Source organism: Agrococcus terreus (genome assembly GCF_014645235.1).
Classification (GTDB): domain Bacteria; phylum Actinomycetota; class Actinomycetes; order Actinomycetales; family Microbacteriaceae; genus Agrococcus; species Agrococcus terreus.
Map to the genome: position 1 here is coordinate 1,081,432 of NZ_BMLM01000001.1, position 15,863 is coordinate 1,097,294.

Consider the following 15,863-nt stretch of genomic DNA (forward strand, 5'->3'; position numbering starts at 1 on the left):
GAGCGAACCGGGCGGCGCCGCGCGGGAGCGCCGTGGGACGATGAAGGGGTGAGCATGTTCCAGCAGGCGGGCCGCGGCGACCAGACGATGCCGCGGGGCGTGGTCGTGGCCACGTTCGACTCCTACGAGCAGGCGCAGGCCGCCGTGGGGAAGCTGTCGAAGTCGGACGCCGACATCGCGGGCCTCGCGATCGTCGGCAACGACCTCAAGCTCGTCGAGCGCGTCGTCGGCCGCCTCACCTGGGGCAAGGTGGCCCTCGCCGGCGCGATGCGCGGCCTCGGCTTCGGCGCGTTCATCGGCCTCGTCTACATGCTGCTCGTGCCCGAGGCCATCGCCTCGATCCTGCTCTTCCCGCTGCTGGGCCTCGCGTTCGGCATCATCATGGGCGTCGTCTCGCACTCGCTCGTGCGCCGCAAGCGCGACTTCGCGTCGGTGCAGCAGGTGCTCGCGAGCCGCTACGACGTGGTCGCGCCGCAGGAGATCGCCGGCCGCGCCATGCACCTCATCGGCCAGCGCGCGCAGGCCGCGCCCGCGGCTCCCGCCGAGGAGGCGCCGCCGATGGTCGAGCAGCTGCCGGGACCGGCATCGGCGCCCGAGCACGCGGCGGGCGAGCGCCCCGTCTCGCCGCCCGTCTCAGACGACCGCCGCTGATTCCCGCGCCGCGCGCTCGACGGCGCCGGTGACGAGGTCGAGCAGGGGCGACGCGAGGTTCCAGCGCTGCCACCACAGCGGCACCTCGACGTGCTCGTCCGAGAGCAGCACGAGCGAGCCGTGGGCGAGGCCCTCCTCGTACTGGCCGGGCAGCAGCATGCCCCAGCCGAGGCCGATCCGGATGGCGTCGGCGAACTCCGCGGAGGCCGAGATGATGTGCCGCGGTGCCTCCTCGCGCGCCCCGTGCCGGCGCGCGAACTGCGTCTGCAGCGTGTCGTGGGCGTCGAAGTCGACGATCGGGGCGCGCTCGAGCGCGGCACGGCCGAGCCCGTCGGCGAACCAGCGGTCGGCGAAGGCGCGCGACGCGATCGGCACGTAGCGCATCCGGCCGAGCGGCGACGCGACGCACCCGGAGACGGGCTCGCGCTGCGCGGTGACCGCGCCCATGACGGTGCCAGCCTCGAGCAGCTGCGCCGTGCGCTCCTGGTCCTCGCGATGCACGTCGAAGACGACGTCGCGCTGCGCGGCGACGTCGGCGAGCGCGGGCAGGAACCAGGTGATCAGGGAGTCGGCGTTCACGGCGAGCGGGATGCGCGGCACGGCCGCGTCGTCGCCGAGGGCGGTGCGGGCGTCGTGCTCGAGGAGCGCCAGCTGCCGGGCGAGCCGCACGAGCGCCTCGCCGGCCTCCGTCGGCCGCACGGGCTTCGTGCGCTGCAGCACGACCCGGCCCACCCGCTGTTCGATGGCGCGCAGGCGCTGGCTCACGGCGCTCGGCGTGACGCCCAGCCGCGCGGCGGCGCGGTCGAGGGTGCCGGCGTCGACGATCGCGGCGAGCGTGCGCAGGTGGTCGAGGGGGAGGTCCACGACGCGAGCCTAGATGAAGCGATGCTTACGATCCACAAGGATCCTTCGCTGGTCTGCATGACGATGCACCCGTAGCGTCGTCGGCATGAACCCCTCCATCGTCGCGCTGCTCTCGGGCCTCGGCCTCTGCCTCGGCCTCATCGTGTCGATCGGCGCGCAGAACGCGGTCGTGCTGCGCCAGGGCCTCCGCCGCGAGCACGTCGGGCTCGTCGTGCTCGTCTGCGTCGTGAGCGACGCGATCCTGCAGGCGATCGGCGTCGCGGGCGTCGCGACCCTCGTCACCTCGCAGCCCTGGCTCGAGACCGTGGCCCGCTGGGCGGGCGCGCTCTTCATCCTCGGCTACGCGTTCCTCAGCGCCCGTCGCGCCTGGCGCGGCGGCGGCTCGCTCGAGGCCGCGGCCGACGAGCAGGCCGCGGGCGCGGCGGGCGCGGGCGGCGTCGCGGTCGCCACGCGCACCCGCCGCAGCCGCCTCGTGACGCTCGGCACGATCCTCGCCGTCACGTGGCTCAACCCGCACGCGATCGTCGAGACGACCGTCGTGCTGGGCTCCGTCGCCGCGACCCACGGCGCCGAGCGCTGGTGGTTCCTCGCGGGCGGCATCGCCGGCAGCACGGTGTGGTTCGTCGTCTTCGGCTACTGCGCGCGCTTCCTCGGCCCGCTGCTGCGCACCGAGCGGGCGTGGCGCATCCTCGACGGCGCGATCGCCGCCGTGATGGTGGTCATCGCGATCACGCTCGTCGCGGGCTGACGCCCGCCCGGCGCGCGAGGCTCAGCGGGCGCGGACCTCGCGCATCCACGCCTCGACCTCGTCGGCCGTGCGGGGGATCGCGCCGGAGAGGTTGCGGGCGCCGTCGGCGGTGACGACGATGTCGTCCTCGATGCGCACGCCGATGCCGCGCAGCTCCTCGGGCACCGTGAGGTCGTCGGCCTGGAAGTAGAGGCCCGGCTCGATGGTGAACACCATCCCCTCGCGCACGATGCCGTCGTGGTAGAAGTCGCGGCGGGCCGCAGCGCAGTCGTGCACGTCGAGGCCGAGGTGGTGGCTCGTGCCGTGCACCATCCAGCGGCGGTGCAGCTGCTGGTCGGGCTGGAGGCTCTCCTCGGCCGAGATCGGCAGCAGGCCCCACTCGGCGGTGCGCCTGGCGATGACCTCCATCGCGGCGGCGTGCACCTCCTTGAAGACGATGCCGGGGCGGACGATCGCGAACGCGGCGTCGGCGGCCTCGCGGACGGCCTCGTAGACCTTCCGCTGCACCTCGGTGAACGTGCCCGAGATGGGCAGGGTGCGCGTGATGTCGGCCGTGTAGAGGCTGTCGACCTCGACGCCCGCGTCGAGCAGGATGAGGTCGCCCTCGCGCACCTGCCCGTCGTTGCGGGTCCAGTGCAGGTAGCAGGCGTGGTGGCCGGAGGCGGCGATCGTGTCGTAGCCGACGGCGTTGCCGTCGAGCCGCGCGCGCCGGTGGAAGGCGCCCTCGACGACGCGCTCGCCGCGCTCGTGCGCGGTCGCCTCGGCGAGGTCGGCGATGACGTCGTCGAAGCCGCGCGCGGTGGCGTCGACCGCGGCCTGCACCTCGGCGACCTCCCACGCGTCCTTCACGAGCCGCAGCTCCGAGAGGTCGCGCGCGAGGAGGTCGCCGTCGGGGTTCGCGGCGGGCAGCGCCGCCTCGACCGAGGCGTCGGCGCCCGTGACGACGAGCGCGTCGCCGCCGTCGGCGAGCACGTCGTCGAGCTCGGCGAGGTCGCGCGCGGCGAGCCCGAGGTCGGCGGCGACGTGCGCGAACGAGGGACGCGGACCGACCCAGAACTCGCCGATCGCGGCGTTGGCGTAGAACTCGGTGGTGCCGCGGCCGGCGGGGCCGCGGAAGTAGAGCACCGCTTCGTGGCCCTCGCCGCCGTCGACTGGCTCGAGCACGAGCACCGAGTCGGGCTCGGCGTCGGAGCCCCAGCCGGTCAGGTACGTGAAGTCGGGGTGGGGGCGGAACGGGTAGTCGGTGTCGTTCGAGCGCACCTTGAGCCCGCCCGCGGGCACGACGAGCCGCACGCCCGGGTGCAGCGCCGAGATCGCGGCGCGGTGCGCGGCGGCGGGCGCCGCCGCGGCGCGGGCCGCGGGCAGCGGCTGCTCGCGCTCGGCCCAGCCCGCCTGAATGTGCTCGGTGAAGGCCGACGACGTCGGCGTCGTCGAGCGGTTCGTGGGCCGGTCCTGCGCCCCGTCGGCCCTGGAGGTGGTCTGTGCGGTGTCCTGCGTCGTCGCCTGGTCGCTCATGGAGCCATCATCCCACCGTCGTACCCTGGCCGGATGCAGAGGGAGGATGCGCTCGCGCCGACGCCCGCGGGGCTCGCCGAGTGGCGCGAGGCCGCCGGCGGCGTAGCGGGCGCCGTCGTGCGCGAGCACGTCGAGGGCGACCACGTCGTCGTCGTGCGGCACTGGGCGAAGCCGGGCGCGCAGACCGTGGTGCTCGTCCACGGGATCGGCATGGGGCAGCAGTACTTCGGCCTGCTGCGCGAGGCGCTGCTCGACGAGCTCGACGTCGTCGCGCTCGACCTGCCGGGCTTCGGCTCCTCGCCCGAGCCGGCGGAGCCGCTCCCCATGCCGGAACTCGCCGACCTCGTCGCCCGCGCCCTCCGAGGCACCGCGCACGAGCCGATCATCGCGCTCGGCCACTCCATGGGCACGCAGGTCGTCGCCGAGCTCGCCGCGCGCCACCCCGACCTCGTCGAGCGCGTCGTCCTCATCGCCCCCACCGTGAACCCGCGCGAGCGCAACGGCTGGGCGCAGGCGCTGCGCCTGCTGCAGGACATCGCGAACGACCCGCCCATCGTCATGCTCGTCGGCGCCCACATGTACCTGCAGGCGGGGCCGCGCTGGTTCCTCCGGAAGCTCGGATCGATGCTCGACCACGACATCCGCGAGGTGCTGCCGCGCATCGCGCAGCCGGCGCTCGTCATCGTGGGGGAGGACGACAGGGTGTCGCCCGTCGGGTGGGCCTCGGAGGTGCGGGCGCTGCTGCCGCGCGGCGAGCTGCGCATCGCGCGCGCGAAGGGCCACGAGGCGATGGTGACGGGAGCGGAGCCGGTGGCGCGCATGGTGGAGGAGTTCGCGCAGCGCATCGGGCCGGCCGAGGCGGCGCCGTCGCCGCCCGCTGCCGCCCCGGTCGCGCTGCGCGCCGGGACGGCGGCCGACGACGAGCGGGGGAGCGCCGCATGAGCATCCAACCCGCCGAGGTGCTCGTCTGGGGCCGCGACTACGCCTTCGCAGCCCGCAAGCACGTCCGCTCGACCTTCGACCGGCGGCCGCCCACGCTGCGCGGCCTCCCCGGCGCGCGCGTGCAGGCGATCCTCGTGCCCGGCGTCGTCGAGCGCTGGCACTTCATGGAGCCGCTCGCGCAGCGGCTCGTGCGCGCCGGCCACGGCGTGCGCTTCGTGCCGGAGCTCGGCCGCAACCTCGCGCCGGTGCTCGAGGGGGCGGAGGTGGTGGGGCGCGTCGTCGACGAGGTCGCCGCCGAGCACCCGGAGGCGCGCATCGTGCTCGTCGGCCACTCGAAGGGCGGCCTGATCGGGAAGCGCGTGCTCGTCGAGCGGGCCACGCGGCCGGAGGCGCCGCAGCCCGTGGGGCTCGTGGCGCTCGCCACGCCCTTCGCGGGCTCCGCGCGCGCCCGCCTGCTCCCGGGCGCGTACATCCGCGAATTCGACCCGTCGAGCGAGATCCTCGTGGCGCTCGCGGCCGAGCGCGCGGCCGACGCCCGGATCCGGCTCGTGCTGCCGAACATCGACCCGCACATCCCCGGCAACGCGGTGCCCGAGGGCATGCGCGGCACGCGGCTGCGCGCGAGCGGCCACTTCCGGCCGCTCGCGACCGCGGAGGCGGGGGATGCGGTGCTCGCCGCGATCGACGAGCTCGTGGCGCTCAACGTCGCGCACGGCGCCGGCGCCGCGGCCGAGCGGGGCTCGGCGCCCGAGGCCTAGCGGCCGAGGCCCAGGCCCGCGGCCCACGCCCGCGGGCGGCGGCTCAGCCGGCGCGGTGCAGCTGCACGAGCACGGGCCGGTGGTCGGTGCCCGCGTCGTCGAGGCCGGTGAGCACGCGAGCGGCGACGGGCTCCCAGTCGGGCGTGGCGAGCACGTGGTCGATCTGCGCCCCCAGCCACGGCGGCGCCCACGTGGGCCACGTGCCCACCGCGCCCGCGCCCACCTGGCTCGCCGCGTCGCGGCAGGTGCCGAGGTCGCCGCCGGAGGCGCCGAGCCCCGCCCAGTGGTCGAGGGTCGAGTTGAGGTCGCCGCCGACGATCACCGAGTCGCCCTCGCCGCACAGGCTCGCGACGAACTCGAGGTCGGCGCGCCAGTTGCGCATCTGCTGCGGCACGGGCGCCACGGGGTGCGCCGAGACCAGCACGGGGCCGTCGCCGTCGTCGGGGCGGGCGACGACCGTCGGCAGCGTGCGCGTGCCGCCTACCTCCGCGTCGGTCGTGTACGTGCCGAGCTCGGCGGAGATGAGCAGCGTCGTGTTCAGCGCGCCGTAGGCGGGGGAGTAGCCGGTCGTGTGCACCCAGAACCGCTCGCCGCGCTCGCGGAGCGTCTCGGCCACGCCGACGCCCAGCTCGAGCGTCGTCTCCGGCAGCATGACGGCGTCGGCGCCCGTCTCGTCGATGACGCGGGCGATCTCGTCGACGCCCGGCTCGTCGCCGAGCGTGTTCCAGGTGAGCACGACGAGGTCCTCGGAGCCGTCGATCCGCTGGCCGTCGTCGAGGCCGCGGGAGGCGTGGATGCCGAAGGAGACGAGCGAGAACACGACGAGCATCGAGACGACGCCGAGCACGAAGGGGCGCACGCGGCGCCAGCCGACGAGGAGGAGCAGGAGCACCGCGAGCACGAGCGCGATGCCGACGACGCCCACCCGCATCGAGACGACCTGCGCCACCACGGGCGCCTGCTCGAGCCCCAGCGCCTGCGGCCACGCGGCCACGAACAGGCACGCGCCGATGACGAGGGCGAGCAGCCAGCCGAGGATCGCGAGCACGGTGCGAGCGTAGGCGAGCGCGCCATGCCGCGGCTGTGCGCGGCGGGCCGCGGGCACGCGCCCCCGCGCGCGGCGCCGGCGGCCGCGCGGTGCGCGCCGCGCGTAGGCTGGCGGGATGGACGAGGCGTCGCGGCGGCTGCTCGGGCTCGGGCCCATCGACCTGCACGCGCACTCGCGCGAGTCGGACGGCACCGAGTCGCCGGGCGATCTCGTGCGCGCCGCCGCCGCCGCGGGCCTCGGGGTCGTGGCGCTCACCGACCACGACACCGTCGCCGGCTGGGACGAGGCCTCCGCCGCCGCGCTCGAGGTCGGCGTCGGCCTCATCCCGGGCGTGGAGTTCTCGTCGCAGATCGGGGAGGCGAGCGTGCACGTGCTCGGCTACCTGCTCGACCCGGACTCCGCCGCCTTCCGCGGCGAGCGCGAGCGCATCCGCGTCGAGCGCGTCGAGCGGGCCGAGCGGATGGTGCGCGCCATCGGCCGCGACTACCCGCTCACGTGGCGGCACGTCGAGGAGCACGCGGCGCCCGGGGCGACCATCGGGCGACCCCACATCGCGGACGCGCTCGTGACGCTCGGCATCGTCGCCGATCGCTCGTCGGCGTTCGACGGCATCCTGCACTGGCGCGGGGGCTACTACCAGCCGCACCGCGCGCCCGCGCCCGAAGAAGCGATCGCGATCATCGCCGACGCCGGCGGCGTCTCGGTGCTCGCGCATCCCGGATCCCGCGGCAGCGCGGTCATGCGGCTCGGGCGCCTGCCCGACCTCGCGGCCGCCGGCCTCGACGGCGTCGAGGTGGCGCACCGCGACAACCCGCCCGCCGCGCGGCGCCAGCTGCTCGCCGACGCCGAGCGGCTGGGCCTGCTCGTCACCGGCTCGAGCGACTACCACGGCGCCGGCAAGCCCAACCGGCTCGGCGAGCACACGACCGAGCCCGAGGCGCTCGCCGAGATCCTGCGCCGCGCGACGGGGCACCCGCCCGTCGTGCCGTCGTAGCCGCGCCCCCGACTGCCGGACGGGCGGCGATACGGCGGACGGCCGCCCCGCGCGATGCGGGACGGCCGTCCGGTGGTGCTGCTGTCGGCTAGGACTGGGGCGCGGCGGCCGCGCCGGCGCCCGAGCCGCCGCCCGAGCGGCGACGGCGGCGCCGACGGCGCGCGGGCGCCGCGTTGCCGTCGTGGTGCTCCCATCCGCCGCCGTCGTGCGTGCCGGTGCCGGCCTCCGCCCGCACCGCCTCGCCGCTCTCACCGCGGGGCGCGCGCTCGCGCTCGCCCGAGCCCTGTCCCTGGCCGCCCGAGCGCCCGCGGCCGCCGCGACGACGGCCGCTGCCGCCCTCGCGCGAGCCCTCGCGGTCCTTCGGGGCGACGCCCTCGCGCTTGGCCTCCTTGTTCGGCGGCGTCGCGGTGAGCCGGCCCTTGACGCCCTGCGGGATCGACAGGTCGCTGTAGAGGTGCGGGCTCGACGAGTACGTCTCGACCGGCTCCGGCTTGCCGAACTCCAGCGCGCGGTCGATGAGCGACCACTTGTGGAGGTCCTCCCAGTCGACGAACGTCACGGCGATGCCGGTGCGGCCGGCGCGGCCGGTGCGGCCCACGCGGTGCAGGTAGGCCTTCTCGTCCTCGGGGATCGTGTGGTTGATGACGTGCGTCACGTCGTCGACGTCGATGCCGCGGGCGGCGACGTCGGTCGCGATGAGCACGTCCTTCTTGCCGGCCTTGAACGACGCCATCGCGCGCTCGCGCGCCTCCTGGCTCATGTCGCCGTGCACCGCCGCGGCCGCGAAGCCGCGGTCGACGAGCTCCTCGCACAGCCGCGAGGCGGCGCGCTTCGTGCGCGTGAAGATCACGGTCTTGCCGCGGCCCTCGGCCTGCAGGATGCGCGAGACCACCTCGTCCTTGTCGAGCGCGTGCGCGCGGTAGACGACGTGCTGGATGTTCGCCTGGGCGATCGTCTCGTCGACGTCGGTCGCGCGGATGTGCAGCGGGCGCGACATGAAGCGGCGCGCGAGCGCGACGACCTGGCCCGGCATCGTGGCCGAGAACAGCATCGTGTGGCGCGTCGCGGGGGTCTTCGCGAACAGGCGCTCGACGTCGGGCAGGAAGCCGAGGTCGAGCATCTTGTCGGCCTCGTCGAGCACCATCTCGGTGACCTGCGACAGGTCGAGGATGCGCTGCTGCGCCAGGTCGAGGAGGCGGCCGGGCGTGCCGACCACGATCTGCGCGCCGGCCTTGATCTGGTCGATCTGGCCCTCGTAGGCCTTGCCGCCGTAGATCGGGACGACCGTCGTCGGACGGTTGGAGGTGATGAGCTCCATGTCCTCGGTCACCTGTACAGCGAGCTCGCGCGTCGGCACGACGATGAGCGCCTTGACGCCCGGCGCGGGGTCGGGGCCGAGGCGCTGCGCGAGCGGCAGGCCGAACGCGAAGGTCTTGCCGGTGCCGGTCTTGGCCTGGCCGATGATGTCCTGGCCGGACAGTCCCAGCGGGATGGTCTGCTGCTGGATGGGGAAGGGTTCGACGATGCCGCGGTCGGCGAGGGCCTGGACCATGTCGGCGTCGATGGAGAGGTCTTGGAAGGTCAAAGGGTCCACCTGATTCGATTCGCTCCGGCCATGCTACCGGCGGCATGGCGGGAGCCGGGTCCGGGCCGCCCTAGACTGCCGGACGTGGTGAAGTGGTTCGACAGGACGCCGCGCGACGTGACGCGCCAGCTGCTGCGGCAGCATCGGGTGCCCGTCGTCGGCGACCGCGTGCTGCTCACCGACCTGCGCCCGGAGACGACCGCGTTCGTCGGCCAGGCGCTCGCCCTCGAGCTCGAGCTCGTCGCGCAGGCGGGCCGCGCGCTCGACGGCGCGCCCGACCTCGAGGCGCGCGTCGCGCTCGCGGAGGTCGTGCGCATCCACTCGAGCCGCGCCAGTGCCCTCGCGCACATCCTCGAGAGCGACGACCGCGACGCCGCCGAGGCGATCGCGCCCTACGCGGACGCCGCGCGCTCGCTGTCGCAGACGGGGGAGGGCGCCGACTGGTACGAGCAGCTGCTCGCGATCCATGTCACGAGCGGCCTGCTCTCGGACTTCTTCGTCGCGGCGTCCGGGGGCCTCCCGGAGGAGGACCGCGACGCGATGCTGCGGGCGCTCCGCGACGAGAGCGCGCACGCCGAGCTCGTGGCGCTGCTGCGCCGCGCGATCGAGCAGACGCCGCGCCTCTCCGACCGGCTCGCCGTCTGGGGGCGCCGCCTCGTGGGCGACGCGCTGCTGCAGATGTACCTCGCGGTGAACGGCCCGGACGACTCCGGGCGCGCCGTGCCGAGCCAGCCGCGGCTCGAGCCGGCGTTCAACGACATCGTCGCCTCGCACACGCGCCGCATGGACGAGCTCGGCCTCACGGCCTGAGCCGGCGCGCGGTCGAGCCGCGTCGCGCGGTCCGCACGGGTGCGCGCCGCGAGCGCGGCAGCGGTGCGCGGGGTCAGCCCTTGACGGCCTGGAGGCGGTCGAGCTCGGCCGCGTCGACGCGACGGCGGTGCGCCGGCAGGAGGCGGGGGATCGCGACGGCGACGAGCGTGGCGGCCACGAGGCTGCCGATCCAGAGCCAGCCGCTGTCCACGCCGAGCCCGGCGAGCGAGAGCGCGATCCAGACGACGCCCGCGGCGGTGGCCGCGGCGCACGGGTTGAGGAACAGGCCCACCCACTCGCGGCCCGGCAGCAGGTAGCGCGCGAGCAGGCCGATGGCGGCGCCGAGCACCATCACGACCAGGATGACCATCAGGCCACGAAGCCGATCTTGCGCGTGGCCTCGCTGCCGATCTCGACGTAGGCGATCTGCGGGCTCGGCACGATGTACCGGCGGCCCTTCGCGTCGTCGAGCGCCAGGTGGCCGGCGCCGAGCGCGGCGAGCACCGCGGCCTCCACCTCCTCGGCCGACTGGGCCGAGTCGAACGCGATCTCGCGCGCGGAGTCCTTGATGCCGATGCGGATGTCCATGCTCCTGATCGTAGGCGATCGGATGCGGGGCGGGCGCCGTGTCCGCGCGGGGCGAACGGCGGGCGTCGAGAGGCCCGCGCCGTCGTCGCTCGCGCCAAGAGCCCGCTATGCCCGCCATAGGCGCACGTCATGGAACGTCACATTCGGACTCCCGTTCCGCGATCTGCCTACCGTCGACCCACGGGCCCGTCCGGCCCGACGCGACGCACCGCACGGCAGCACAGGAGACCGCATGCGCACGACCAGCAGACCCCATCCCATCCGCCGCATCGCGGCAGTCGCCGCGGCCGCGGCGCTGCTGCTCACCGGCTGCGGCGCTGCCCAGGGGCAGCCCGGCGCGAGCGGCGAGCCCGAGGCGGTGCAGGGCGGCACGCTCCGCGTCGGCTTCGGCGGCGCCGACGTCGCGAACTACGACCCGCACCAGCGCCCCCAGCTCTTCCCGCGCACCGTCACGCGGCAGATCGCCGACACCCTCACCGAGCAGGACCCGGAGACCGGCGAGATCCTGCCCTGGCTCGCGGAGTCGTGGGAGATCAGCGACGACACGACCGAGTTCACCTTCCACCTGCGGGAGGGCGTGACGTTCTCGGACGGCACGCCGCTCGACGCCGAGGCGGTCGCGGCGAACTTCGACCGGATCGTCGAGATCGGTCCGCTCGCGTTCATCGCGGGCAGCTACTTCCGCGGCTACGTCGGCGCCGAGGTGCTCGACGAGCGCACCGTGCGCGTCGAGTTCGACGCCCCGAACGCGCAGTTCCTGCAGGCGACCGCGACGCAGTCGCTCGCGATCCTCGCGCAGGCCACGCTCGAGCTCGACCCCGAGCGCGTCGCGGCCGGCGAGGTGATCGGCTCCGGCCCGTTCACGATCGAGTCGTACGAGCCCGAGCAGCGGCTCGTGCTCGCCGCGCGCGAGGACTACGCCTGGCCGTCGCCCATCGCCGAGAACCAGGGCCGCGCCCACTACGACACCGTCGAGATCTCGTTCCTGCCGGACGCGACGACCCTCGCGGGCTCCGTGCAGTCGGGCCAGCTCGACTTCGCCTACATCCTCGACGCCTCCACGACGAGCACGATCGAGGCGTCCGGCGCCACGCTGCTGCGCACGCCCATGCCAGCGATCTCGATCCCGCTCGTGCCGCTGCTGCACCGCGAGGTCTTCCAGGACGAGGACCTCCGCCGCGCGCTGAGCCTCGCGACCGACCGCCAGGCGATCGTCGACACCGTCTTCCAGGGCGCCTACGTGCCCGCCACGGGCGTGCTCACCACGACGAACCCCGGCTACGTCGACCTCTCCGAGGAGCTCCAGCACGACCCGGAGGCCGCCGCGGCGCTGCTCGACGGCACCGCGTGGTCGACCGTCGGCGACGACGGCATCCGCACGGACGACGCGGGGGAGCCCCTCGCGATCACGATCCAGTACACGGGCGGCGGCACCACCGAGACCCTGCTGCAGCTCGTCCAGCAGCAGTGGCGCCAGGTGGGCATCGACCTCCGCCTTGAGCCGGTCGCCGACCTCTCGGAGTTCACCATCCACGACTACCCGTTCGACATCACCACCTGGTCGCAGACCCGCGCCGACCCGGACGTGCTGCGCATCGTCTACTCGTCGTTCTACGAGAACCAGTCGTTCCTCTTCGGCCACGCCGACGCCGAGGTCGACGAGGCGCTCGGCCGCCTGCAGACGACCGTCGACCCGGCGGAGCGGCTCGAGGCGTCGGAGACGGTGCAGCGCCTGCTGCTCGAGCGCGGCTACACGGTGCCGCTCTACGACCTCGTGCAGTTCTCGGCGGCGGCACCCGGCATCCAGGGCGCCCACGCCGACATCGAGGGCAAGCCGTTCTTCGCCGACCTGCACGGCTGATCGGATTCGGCACGCCATGACCCGCTACGTCCTCCGCCGCCTCGGCCACGCCCTCGTGGTGCTCTGGGGCGCCGTCACGCTCTCGTTCCTCGTCGTCCAGCTCATCCCGGGCGACCCCGCCCGCATCATGCTGGGCGGCGGCGCGAGCGGCGGCGAGGGCGCCGGGGCGGCGGACGACGGCCAGGTGGCGGCGCTGCGCACCGAGCTCGGGCTCGACCGGCCCGTGCTCGCGCAGTACGCCGCCTACCTGGTGCGGGTCGTCACGCTCGACTGGGGCACCTCGTTCGCGAAGCGGCAGCCGGTGACCGACGTCATCGCCTCCGGGCTGGAGTCCACGCTCCAGCTCGGGGCGGCGAGCATCGCGCTCACGGTCGTGCTCGGCATGCTGTTCGGCCTCGGCGGCGTGCTGCTGCCGGGCCGCTGGGTGCGCTCGGCCTTCCAGTCGATCACGGTGCTCGGCATCGCGGTGCCGTCGTTCTGGCTCGCGATCCTGCTGCTGCAGGTCTTCTCGTTCGGGCTCGGCTGGTTCCCCGCCTTCGGCGCGGGCTCGCCCGCCGCGCTCGTGCTGCCGGCGCTCACGCTCGCGCTGCTGAGCGCCGGCACCCTCGGGCAGCTGCTGACGCGCGGCATCGAGGACGGGCTGCGCGAGCCCTACGCCGACACGGCGCGGGCGAGGGGCCTCTCGCGCGCCGGCGTCGTGCTGCGGCACGTGCTGCGCAACGCCTCGCTGCCGGTGTTCACGATGGTGGGGATGCTCATCGGCTCGATCCTGTCGGGCGCGACGATCGTCGAGACGATCTACGGCCGCCCCGGCGTCGGCAACCTCTTCGTGGTCGCCGTGCAGGCGCGCGACTTCCCGCTCATCCAGGCCCTCGTCGTGCTCACGGGCGGCGTGTTCGTGCTCGTGACGCTCGTCGTCGACATCGCCTACCGCTGGATCGACCCGCGGGTCGTCGAGCCGGACCGGCGCGAGGGCGCCCGGCGCCCGCGCGAGCGGGCGGGGGCGGCGGCATGATCGCCCGCGCGCTCGGGAGCGCCGGCGCGGCGCTGCGGCAGCCCGGCGCGGTCGCCGCCGCGCTCGTGCTCGCGGTGCTCGTCGGCTGGGCGCTCGCGCCGACCGCGTTCGCGCCGCTCGACCCCGTCCACGACCTCGACGCGGCCGCCCCGCTCGCGCCGCCGAGCGCCGCCCACTGGTTCGGCACCGACGTGCTCGGCCGCGACGTCTTCAGCCGCGTCGTGCACGGCGCGCGCGTCTCGCTGCTCGCGGGCCTCGTCGCCGTCGCCATCTCGCTCACGATCGGGACGGCGCTCGGCATCGTCGCCGCCTACGCGGGCCGCTGGACCGACACCGCGATCTCCCGCTCCGTCGACGTGCTCGTCGCCATCCCCGGGCTGCTGCTGTCGATGGCGCTCGTGTCGATCCTGGGGTTCGGCGTCGACCGCGTCGCCATCGCCGTCGGCCTCGCCGGCATCCCCGGCTTCGTGCGCATCGCGCGGGCCGAGACCATCCGGATCCTGAGCCTGCCGTACTTCGACGCGGCGCGGACGAGCGGCACGCGCCCGCTGCGGATCCTCGCCTCGCACGTGCTGCCGAACGCCACGGGGCCGGTCGTGGTGCTCGCCGGCCTCGAGCTCGGCGGCGCGATCCTCGCCGTCGCGGGGCTCTCGTTCCTGGGCTTCGGCGCCGTGCCGCCGCTGCCCGAGTGGGGCTCGATGGTCAACGAGGGGCGCCTCCACATCGCCACCGCCTGGTGGCTCACCTTCTTCCCCGGGGCGGTCGTCGCGGCGACCGTGCTGGCCCTCAACCGACTGAGCAGGAACGCGAGGCGACGCGCATGACCGCACCGCTGCTGGAGGTCCGCGACCTGCGGATCGAGTACCGATCGCGCCGCTCGGCGCACGTGGCCGTCGAAAGCGCGTCGCTCGAGCTCGCGCGCGGGGAGGCCCTCGCGCTCGTGGGGGAGTCGGGGTCGGGCAAGTCGAGCATCGGCAGGGCCGTGCTCGGCCTGCAGCGCGGCTCGACGCGCGTCACCGGGACCGTGCGGCTCGACGGCGAGGACCTGCTGGGGATGCCGGAGGGCCGCCGGCGGGCGCTGCGGGGCGCCGCGATCGCGCTCGTGCCGCAGGACCCGATGGCGGCGCTCGACCCGCTGCGGCGCGTCGGCGACCAGGTGGCCGAGGTGCTGCGCGTGCACCGCCTCGCCGCCGGCGCGGCCGCGCGCGAGCGCGCGCTCGCGGCGCTCGCGGAGGCGGGGCTTCCGGATCCGGCGCTCGCGCAGCGCTACCCGCACCAGCTCTCGGGCGGCCAGCGGCAGCGCGTGCTCATCGCCGCGGCGATCGTCGCCGAGCCGCGGCTCGTGGTGGCCGACGAGCCGACGAGCGCGCTCGACGTCACGGTGCAGCGCACGATCCTCGACCGCCTGCAGGCGCTCACCGCCGAGCGCGGCACCGGGCTGCTGCTCATCACGCACGACCTGGCCGTCGCGGCCGAGCGCGCCGACCGCATCGCCGTGCTCGACCGCGGCCGCATCGTCGAGGACGGGCGGGCGCGCGCCGTCGTGGCGGCGCCGGCCCACGCGTCGACGCGCGCGCTCGTCGGCTCGCTGCCGCAGCTGCGCGCCGAGCCGCTCGTCGCGCCGGCGCCCGACGACGCGCCCGTCGTGCTGCGCGGCGAGGGGCTCTCGCTCGCGTTCGGGCACGGCCCGGCGGCGACGGTCGCGCTCGACGGCGTCGACCTGGCGCTGCGGCGCGGGCAGTCGCTCGGGGTGGTGGGGGAGTCCGGATCCGGCAAGACGACGCTCGCGCGCGTCGTGCTGGGGCTCGCGCGGCCCGATGCCGGCCGCGTCGAGCTCGACGGCGCCCCGGAGCCCGAGCGCGGGCGCAGCCGCGCGTTCCGGCGCCGCGTCCAGCCGGTGTTCCAGGACCCGTACTCGTCGCTCGACCCCTCGCACGTCGTCGGCCACGCGATCCTCGAGCCGGTCCGCGCGCTCGCGCGCACCGGCCGCGCCGAGCGCCGGGCGCGGCTCGCCGAGCTGCTCGAGCAGGTGCGGCTGCCGTCGACGATCGCCTCCCGGCTGCCGGGCGAGCTCTCGGGCGGCCAGCTGCAGCGCGTCGCCATCGCCCGCGCGCTCTCGGTCGGGCCCGACGTGCTCGTGTGCGACGAGGCGGTCAGCGCGCTCGACGTCACCGTCCAGGCCCAGGTGCTCGAGCTGCTCGCGGAGCTCCAGCGCGAGCGCGGCCTCTCGACGCTCTTCATCACGCACGACCTGGCCGTGCTGCGGCTCGTGTGCGACACGGTCGCCGTGATGGAGGCGGGGCGGATCGTCGAGCAGGGGCCCACCGCCGCGGTGCTCGCGGCGCCGGCGCACCCGCGTACGCGAGCGCTGCTCGAGGCGGTGCCCGGGGCCGTGGCCGGCCTGGGGCCCGGCGCCGGGCTGGAGCCGGCGGAGGCGGCGGCGGCCTAGCGGCGCGACCGGGGCGCGGCGCCGCGGCCGTGTCG

At 75.4% G+C, this 15,863-nt stretch carries 16 protein-coding genes; 10 read left to right on the forward strand and 6 right to left on the reverse strand.

All coding sequences use genetic code 11. The features are described from left to right. The first annotated feature begins 54 nt into the window (after window positions 1–54). Entirely contained in the window at window positions 55–651 is a 597-nt protein-coding gene (locus IEW90_RS05280) for a YflT domain-containing protein (RefSeq protein ID WP_308421872.1), read from the forward strand. Here IEW90_RS05280 and IEW90_RS05285 read toward each other — a convergent pair. Beyond that, the gene (locus tag IEW90_RS05285) at window positions 634–1,515 is read right to left on the reverse strand and encodes a LysR family transcriptional regulator ArgP (RefSeq protein ID WP_188716768.1); all 882 of its coding nucleotides are present in this window, start codon (window positions 1,513–1,515) and stop codon (window positions 634–636) included. The two genes, IEW90_RS05280 and IEW90_RS05285, sit on opposite strands and share 18 nt — an antisense overlap. Window positions 1,516–1,600: 85 nt before the next feature. On the opposite strand from IEW90_RS05285, the gene IEW90_RS05290 reads away from it, so the two are divergent. After that, complete coding sequence (locus IEW90_RS05290) at window positions 1,601–2,263, forward strand: LysE/ArgO family amino acid transporter (protein ID WP_188716770.1); 663 nt, start codon at window positions 1,601–1,603, stop codon at window positions 2,261–2,263. A 21-nt stretch (window positions 2,264–2,284) separates the two neighbouring features. Here the strand turns inward: IEW90_RS05290 and IEW90_RS05295 are convergent, their stop codons facing one another. Continuing rightward, a complete protein-coding gene (locus IEW90_RS05295; RefSeq protein ID WP_188716773.1) occupies window positions 2,285–3,778 on the reverse strand; it encodes an aminopeptidase P family protein in 1,494 nt (497 codons plus the stop codon). A gap of 33 nt (window positions 3,779–3,811) precedes the next feature. On the opposite strand from IEW90_RS05295, the gene IEW90_RS05300 reads away from it, so the two are divergent. Continuing rightward, a complete protein-coding gene (locus IEW90_RS05300; protein ID WP_188716775.1) occupies window positions 3,812–4,720 on the forward strand; it encodes an alpha/beta fold hydrolase in 909 nt (302 codons plus the stop codon). Next, window positions 4,717–5,478, forward strand: a complete 762-nt coding sequence (locus IEW90_RS05305; protein WP_188716777.1) for an esterase/lipase family protein — start codon at window positions 4,717–4,719, stop codon at window positions 5,476–5,478. The genes IEW90_RS05300 and IEW90_RS05305 overlap by 4 nt, the downstream gene beginning before the upstream one ends. A gap of 43 nt (window positions 5,479–5,521) precedes the next feature. Here the strand turns inward: IEW90_RS05305 and IEW90_RS05310 are convergent, their stop codons facing one another. Continuing rightward, window positions 5,522–6,526, reverse strand: a complete 1,005-nt coding sequence (locus IEW90_RS05310) for an endonuclease/exonuclease/phosphatase family protein (RefSeq protein ID WP_188716779.1) — start codon at window positions 6,524–6,526, stop codon at window positions 5,522–5,524. A gap of 115 nt (window positions 6,527–6,641) precedes the next feature. Here IEW90_RS05310 and IEW90_RS05315 point away from each other — a divergent pair, with 115 nt between their 5' ends. Next, complete coding sequence (locus IEW90_RS05315; RefSeq protein WP_188716781.1) at window positions 6,642–7,520, forward strand: PHP domain-containing protein; 879 nt, start codon at window positions 6,642–6,644, stop codon at window positions 7,518–7,520. Window positions 7,521–7,608: 88 nt separating this feature from the next. Here IEW90_RS05315 and IEW90_RS05320 read toward each other — a convergent pair whose 3' ends face one another. After that, window positions 7,609–9,072: a DEAD/DEAH box helicase gene (locus tag IEW90_RS05320; protein ID WP_188718028.1), complete on the reverse strand. Its 1,464-nt coding sequence runs from the start codon at window positions 9,070–9,072 to the stop codon at window positions 7,609–7,611. A gap of 117 nt (window positions 9,073–9,189) precedes the next feature. Between IEW90_RS05320 and IEW90_RS05325 the strand changes: the two genes are divergently transcribed. Next, a complete protein-coding gene (locus tag IEW90_RS05325) occupies window positions 9,190–9,915 on the forward strand; it encodes a ferritin-like fold-containing protein (RefSeq protein WP_188716784.1) in 726 nt (241 codons plus the stop codon). Window positions 9,916–9,988: 73 nt separating this feature from the next. Here IEW90_RS05325 and IEW90_RS05330 read toward each other — a convergent pair whose 3' ends face one another. Together IEW90_RS05330 and IEW90_RS05335 are read right to left on the reverse strand one after the other, a co-directional pair. Then, window positions 9,989–10,285: a hypothetical protein gene (locus tag IEW90_RS05330; RefSeq protein WP_188716786.1), complete on the reverse strand. Its 297-nt coding sequence runs from the start codon at window positions 10,283–10,285 to the stop codon at window positions 9,989–9,991. Next, window positions 10,285–10,503, reverse strand: coding sequence for a DUF3107 domain-containing protein (locus IEW90_RS05335; protein WP_188716788.1), 219 nt, complete (start codon window positions 10,501–10,503; stop codon window positions 10,285–10,287). Before IEW90_RS05335 ends, IEW90_RS05330 begins: the two co-directional genes overlap by 1 nt. A gap of 232 nt (window positions 10,504–10,735) precedes the next feature. Here IEW90_RS05335 and IEW90_RS05340 point away from each other — a divergent pair, with 232 nt between their 5' ends. Genes IEW90_RS05340 through IEW90_RS05355 form a run of 4 tightly spaced genes read left to right on the forward strand, consistent with a single transcriptional unit; the run spans window position 10,736 to window position 15,828 of the window. Continuing rightward, the gene (locus IEW90_RS05340) at window positions 10,736–12,364 is read left to right on the forward strand and encodes an ABC transporter substrate-binding protein (RefSeq protein ID WP_188716790.1); all 1,629 of its coding nucleotides are present in this window, start codon (window positions 10,736–10,738) and stop codon (window positions 12,362–12,364) included. A gap of 16 nt (window positions 12,365–12,380) precedes the next feature. Then, on the forward strand, window positions 12,381–13,379 hold the full coding sequence (locus tag IEW90_RS05345) for an ABC transporter permease (RefSeq protein ID WP_188716793.1): 999 nt from the start codon (window positions 12,381–12,383) through the stop codon (window positions 13,377–13,379). Continuing rightward, window positions 13,376–14,203, forward strand: coding sequence for an ABC transporter permease (locus tag IEW90_RS05350; RefSeq protein ID WP_188716795.1), 828 nt, complete (start codon window positions 13,376–13,378; stop codon window positions 14,201–14,203). Before IEW90_RS05345 ends, IEW90_RS05350 begins: the two co-directional genes overlap by 4 nt. Further along, window positions 14,200–15,828: a dipeptide ABC transporter ATP-binding protein gene (locus tag IEW90_RS05355; RefSeq protein WP_188716797.1), complete on the forward strand. Its 1,629-nt coding sequence runs from the start codon at window positions 14,200–14,202 to the stop codon at window positions 15,826–15,828. Before IEW90_RS05350 ends, IEW90_RS05355 begins: the two co-directional genes overlap by 4 nt. Window positions 15,829–15,863 lie beyond the last annotated feature (35 nt).

Excerpts from the sequence above, each read along its gene's own strand:
- IEW90_RS05280 (WP_308421872.1), top strand. The coding sequence starts at position 55 with ATGTTCCAGCAGGCGGGCCGCGGCGACCAGACGATGCCGCGGGGCGTG.
- IEW90_RS05290 (WP_188716770.1), top strand. The coding sequence starts at position 1,601 with ATGAACCCCTCCATCGTCGCGCTGCTCTCGGGCCTCGGCCTCTGCCTC.
- IEW90_RS05295 (WP_188716773.1), bottom strand. The coding sequence starts at position 3,778 with ATGAGCGACCAGGCGACGACGCAGGACACCGCACAGACCACCTCCAGG.
- IEW90_RS05300 (WP_188716775.1), top strand. The coding sequence starts at position 3,812 with ATGCAGAGGGAGGATGCGCTCGCGCCGACGCCCGCGGGGCTCGCCGAG.
- IEW90_RS05305 (WP_188716777.1), top strand. The coding sequence starts at position 4,717 with ATGAGCATCCAACCCGCCGAGGTGCTCGTCTGGGGCCGCGACTACGCC.
- IEW90_RS05315 (WP_188716781.1), top strand. The coding sequence starts at position 6,642 with ATGGACGAGGCGTCGCGGCGGCTGCTCGGGCTCGGGCCCATCGACCTG.
- IEW90_RS05320 (WP_188718028.1), bottom strand. The coding sequence starts at position 9,072 with ATGGTCCAGGCCCTCGCCGACCGCGGCATCGTCGAACCCTTCCCCATC.
- IEW90_RS05330 (WP_188716786.1), bottom strand. The coding sequence starts at position 10,285 with ATGGTCATCCTGGTCGTGATGGTGCTCGGCGCCGCCATCGGCCTGCTC.
- IEW90_RS05335 (WP_188716788.1), bottom strand. The coding sequence starts at position 10,503 with ATGGACATCCGCATCGGCATCAAGGACTCCGCGCGCGAGATCGCGTTC.
- IEW90_RS05340 (WP_188716790.1), top strand. The coding sequence starts at position 10,736 with ATGCGCACGACCAGCAGACCCCATCCCATCCGCCGCATCGCGGCAGTC.
- IEW90_RS05345 (WP_188716793.1), top strand. The coding sequence starts at position 12,381 with ATGACCCGCTACGTCCTCCGCCGCCTCGGCCACGCCCTCGTGGTGCTC.
- IEW90_RS05350 (WP_188716795.1), top strand. The coding sequence starts at position 13,376 with ATGATCGCCCGCGCGCTCGGGAGCGCCGGCGCGGCGCTGCGGCAGCCC.
- IEW90_RS05355 (WP_188716797.1), top strand. The coding sequence starts at position 14,200 with ATGACCGCACCGCTGCTGGAGGTCCGCGACCTGCGGATCGAGTACCGA.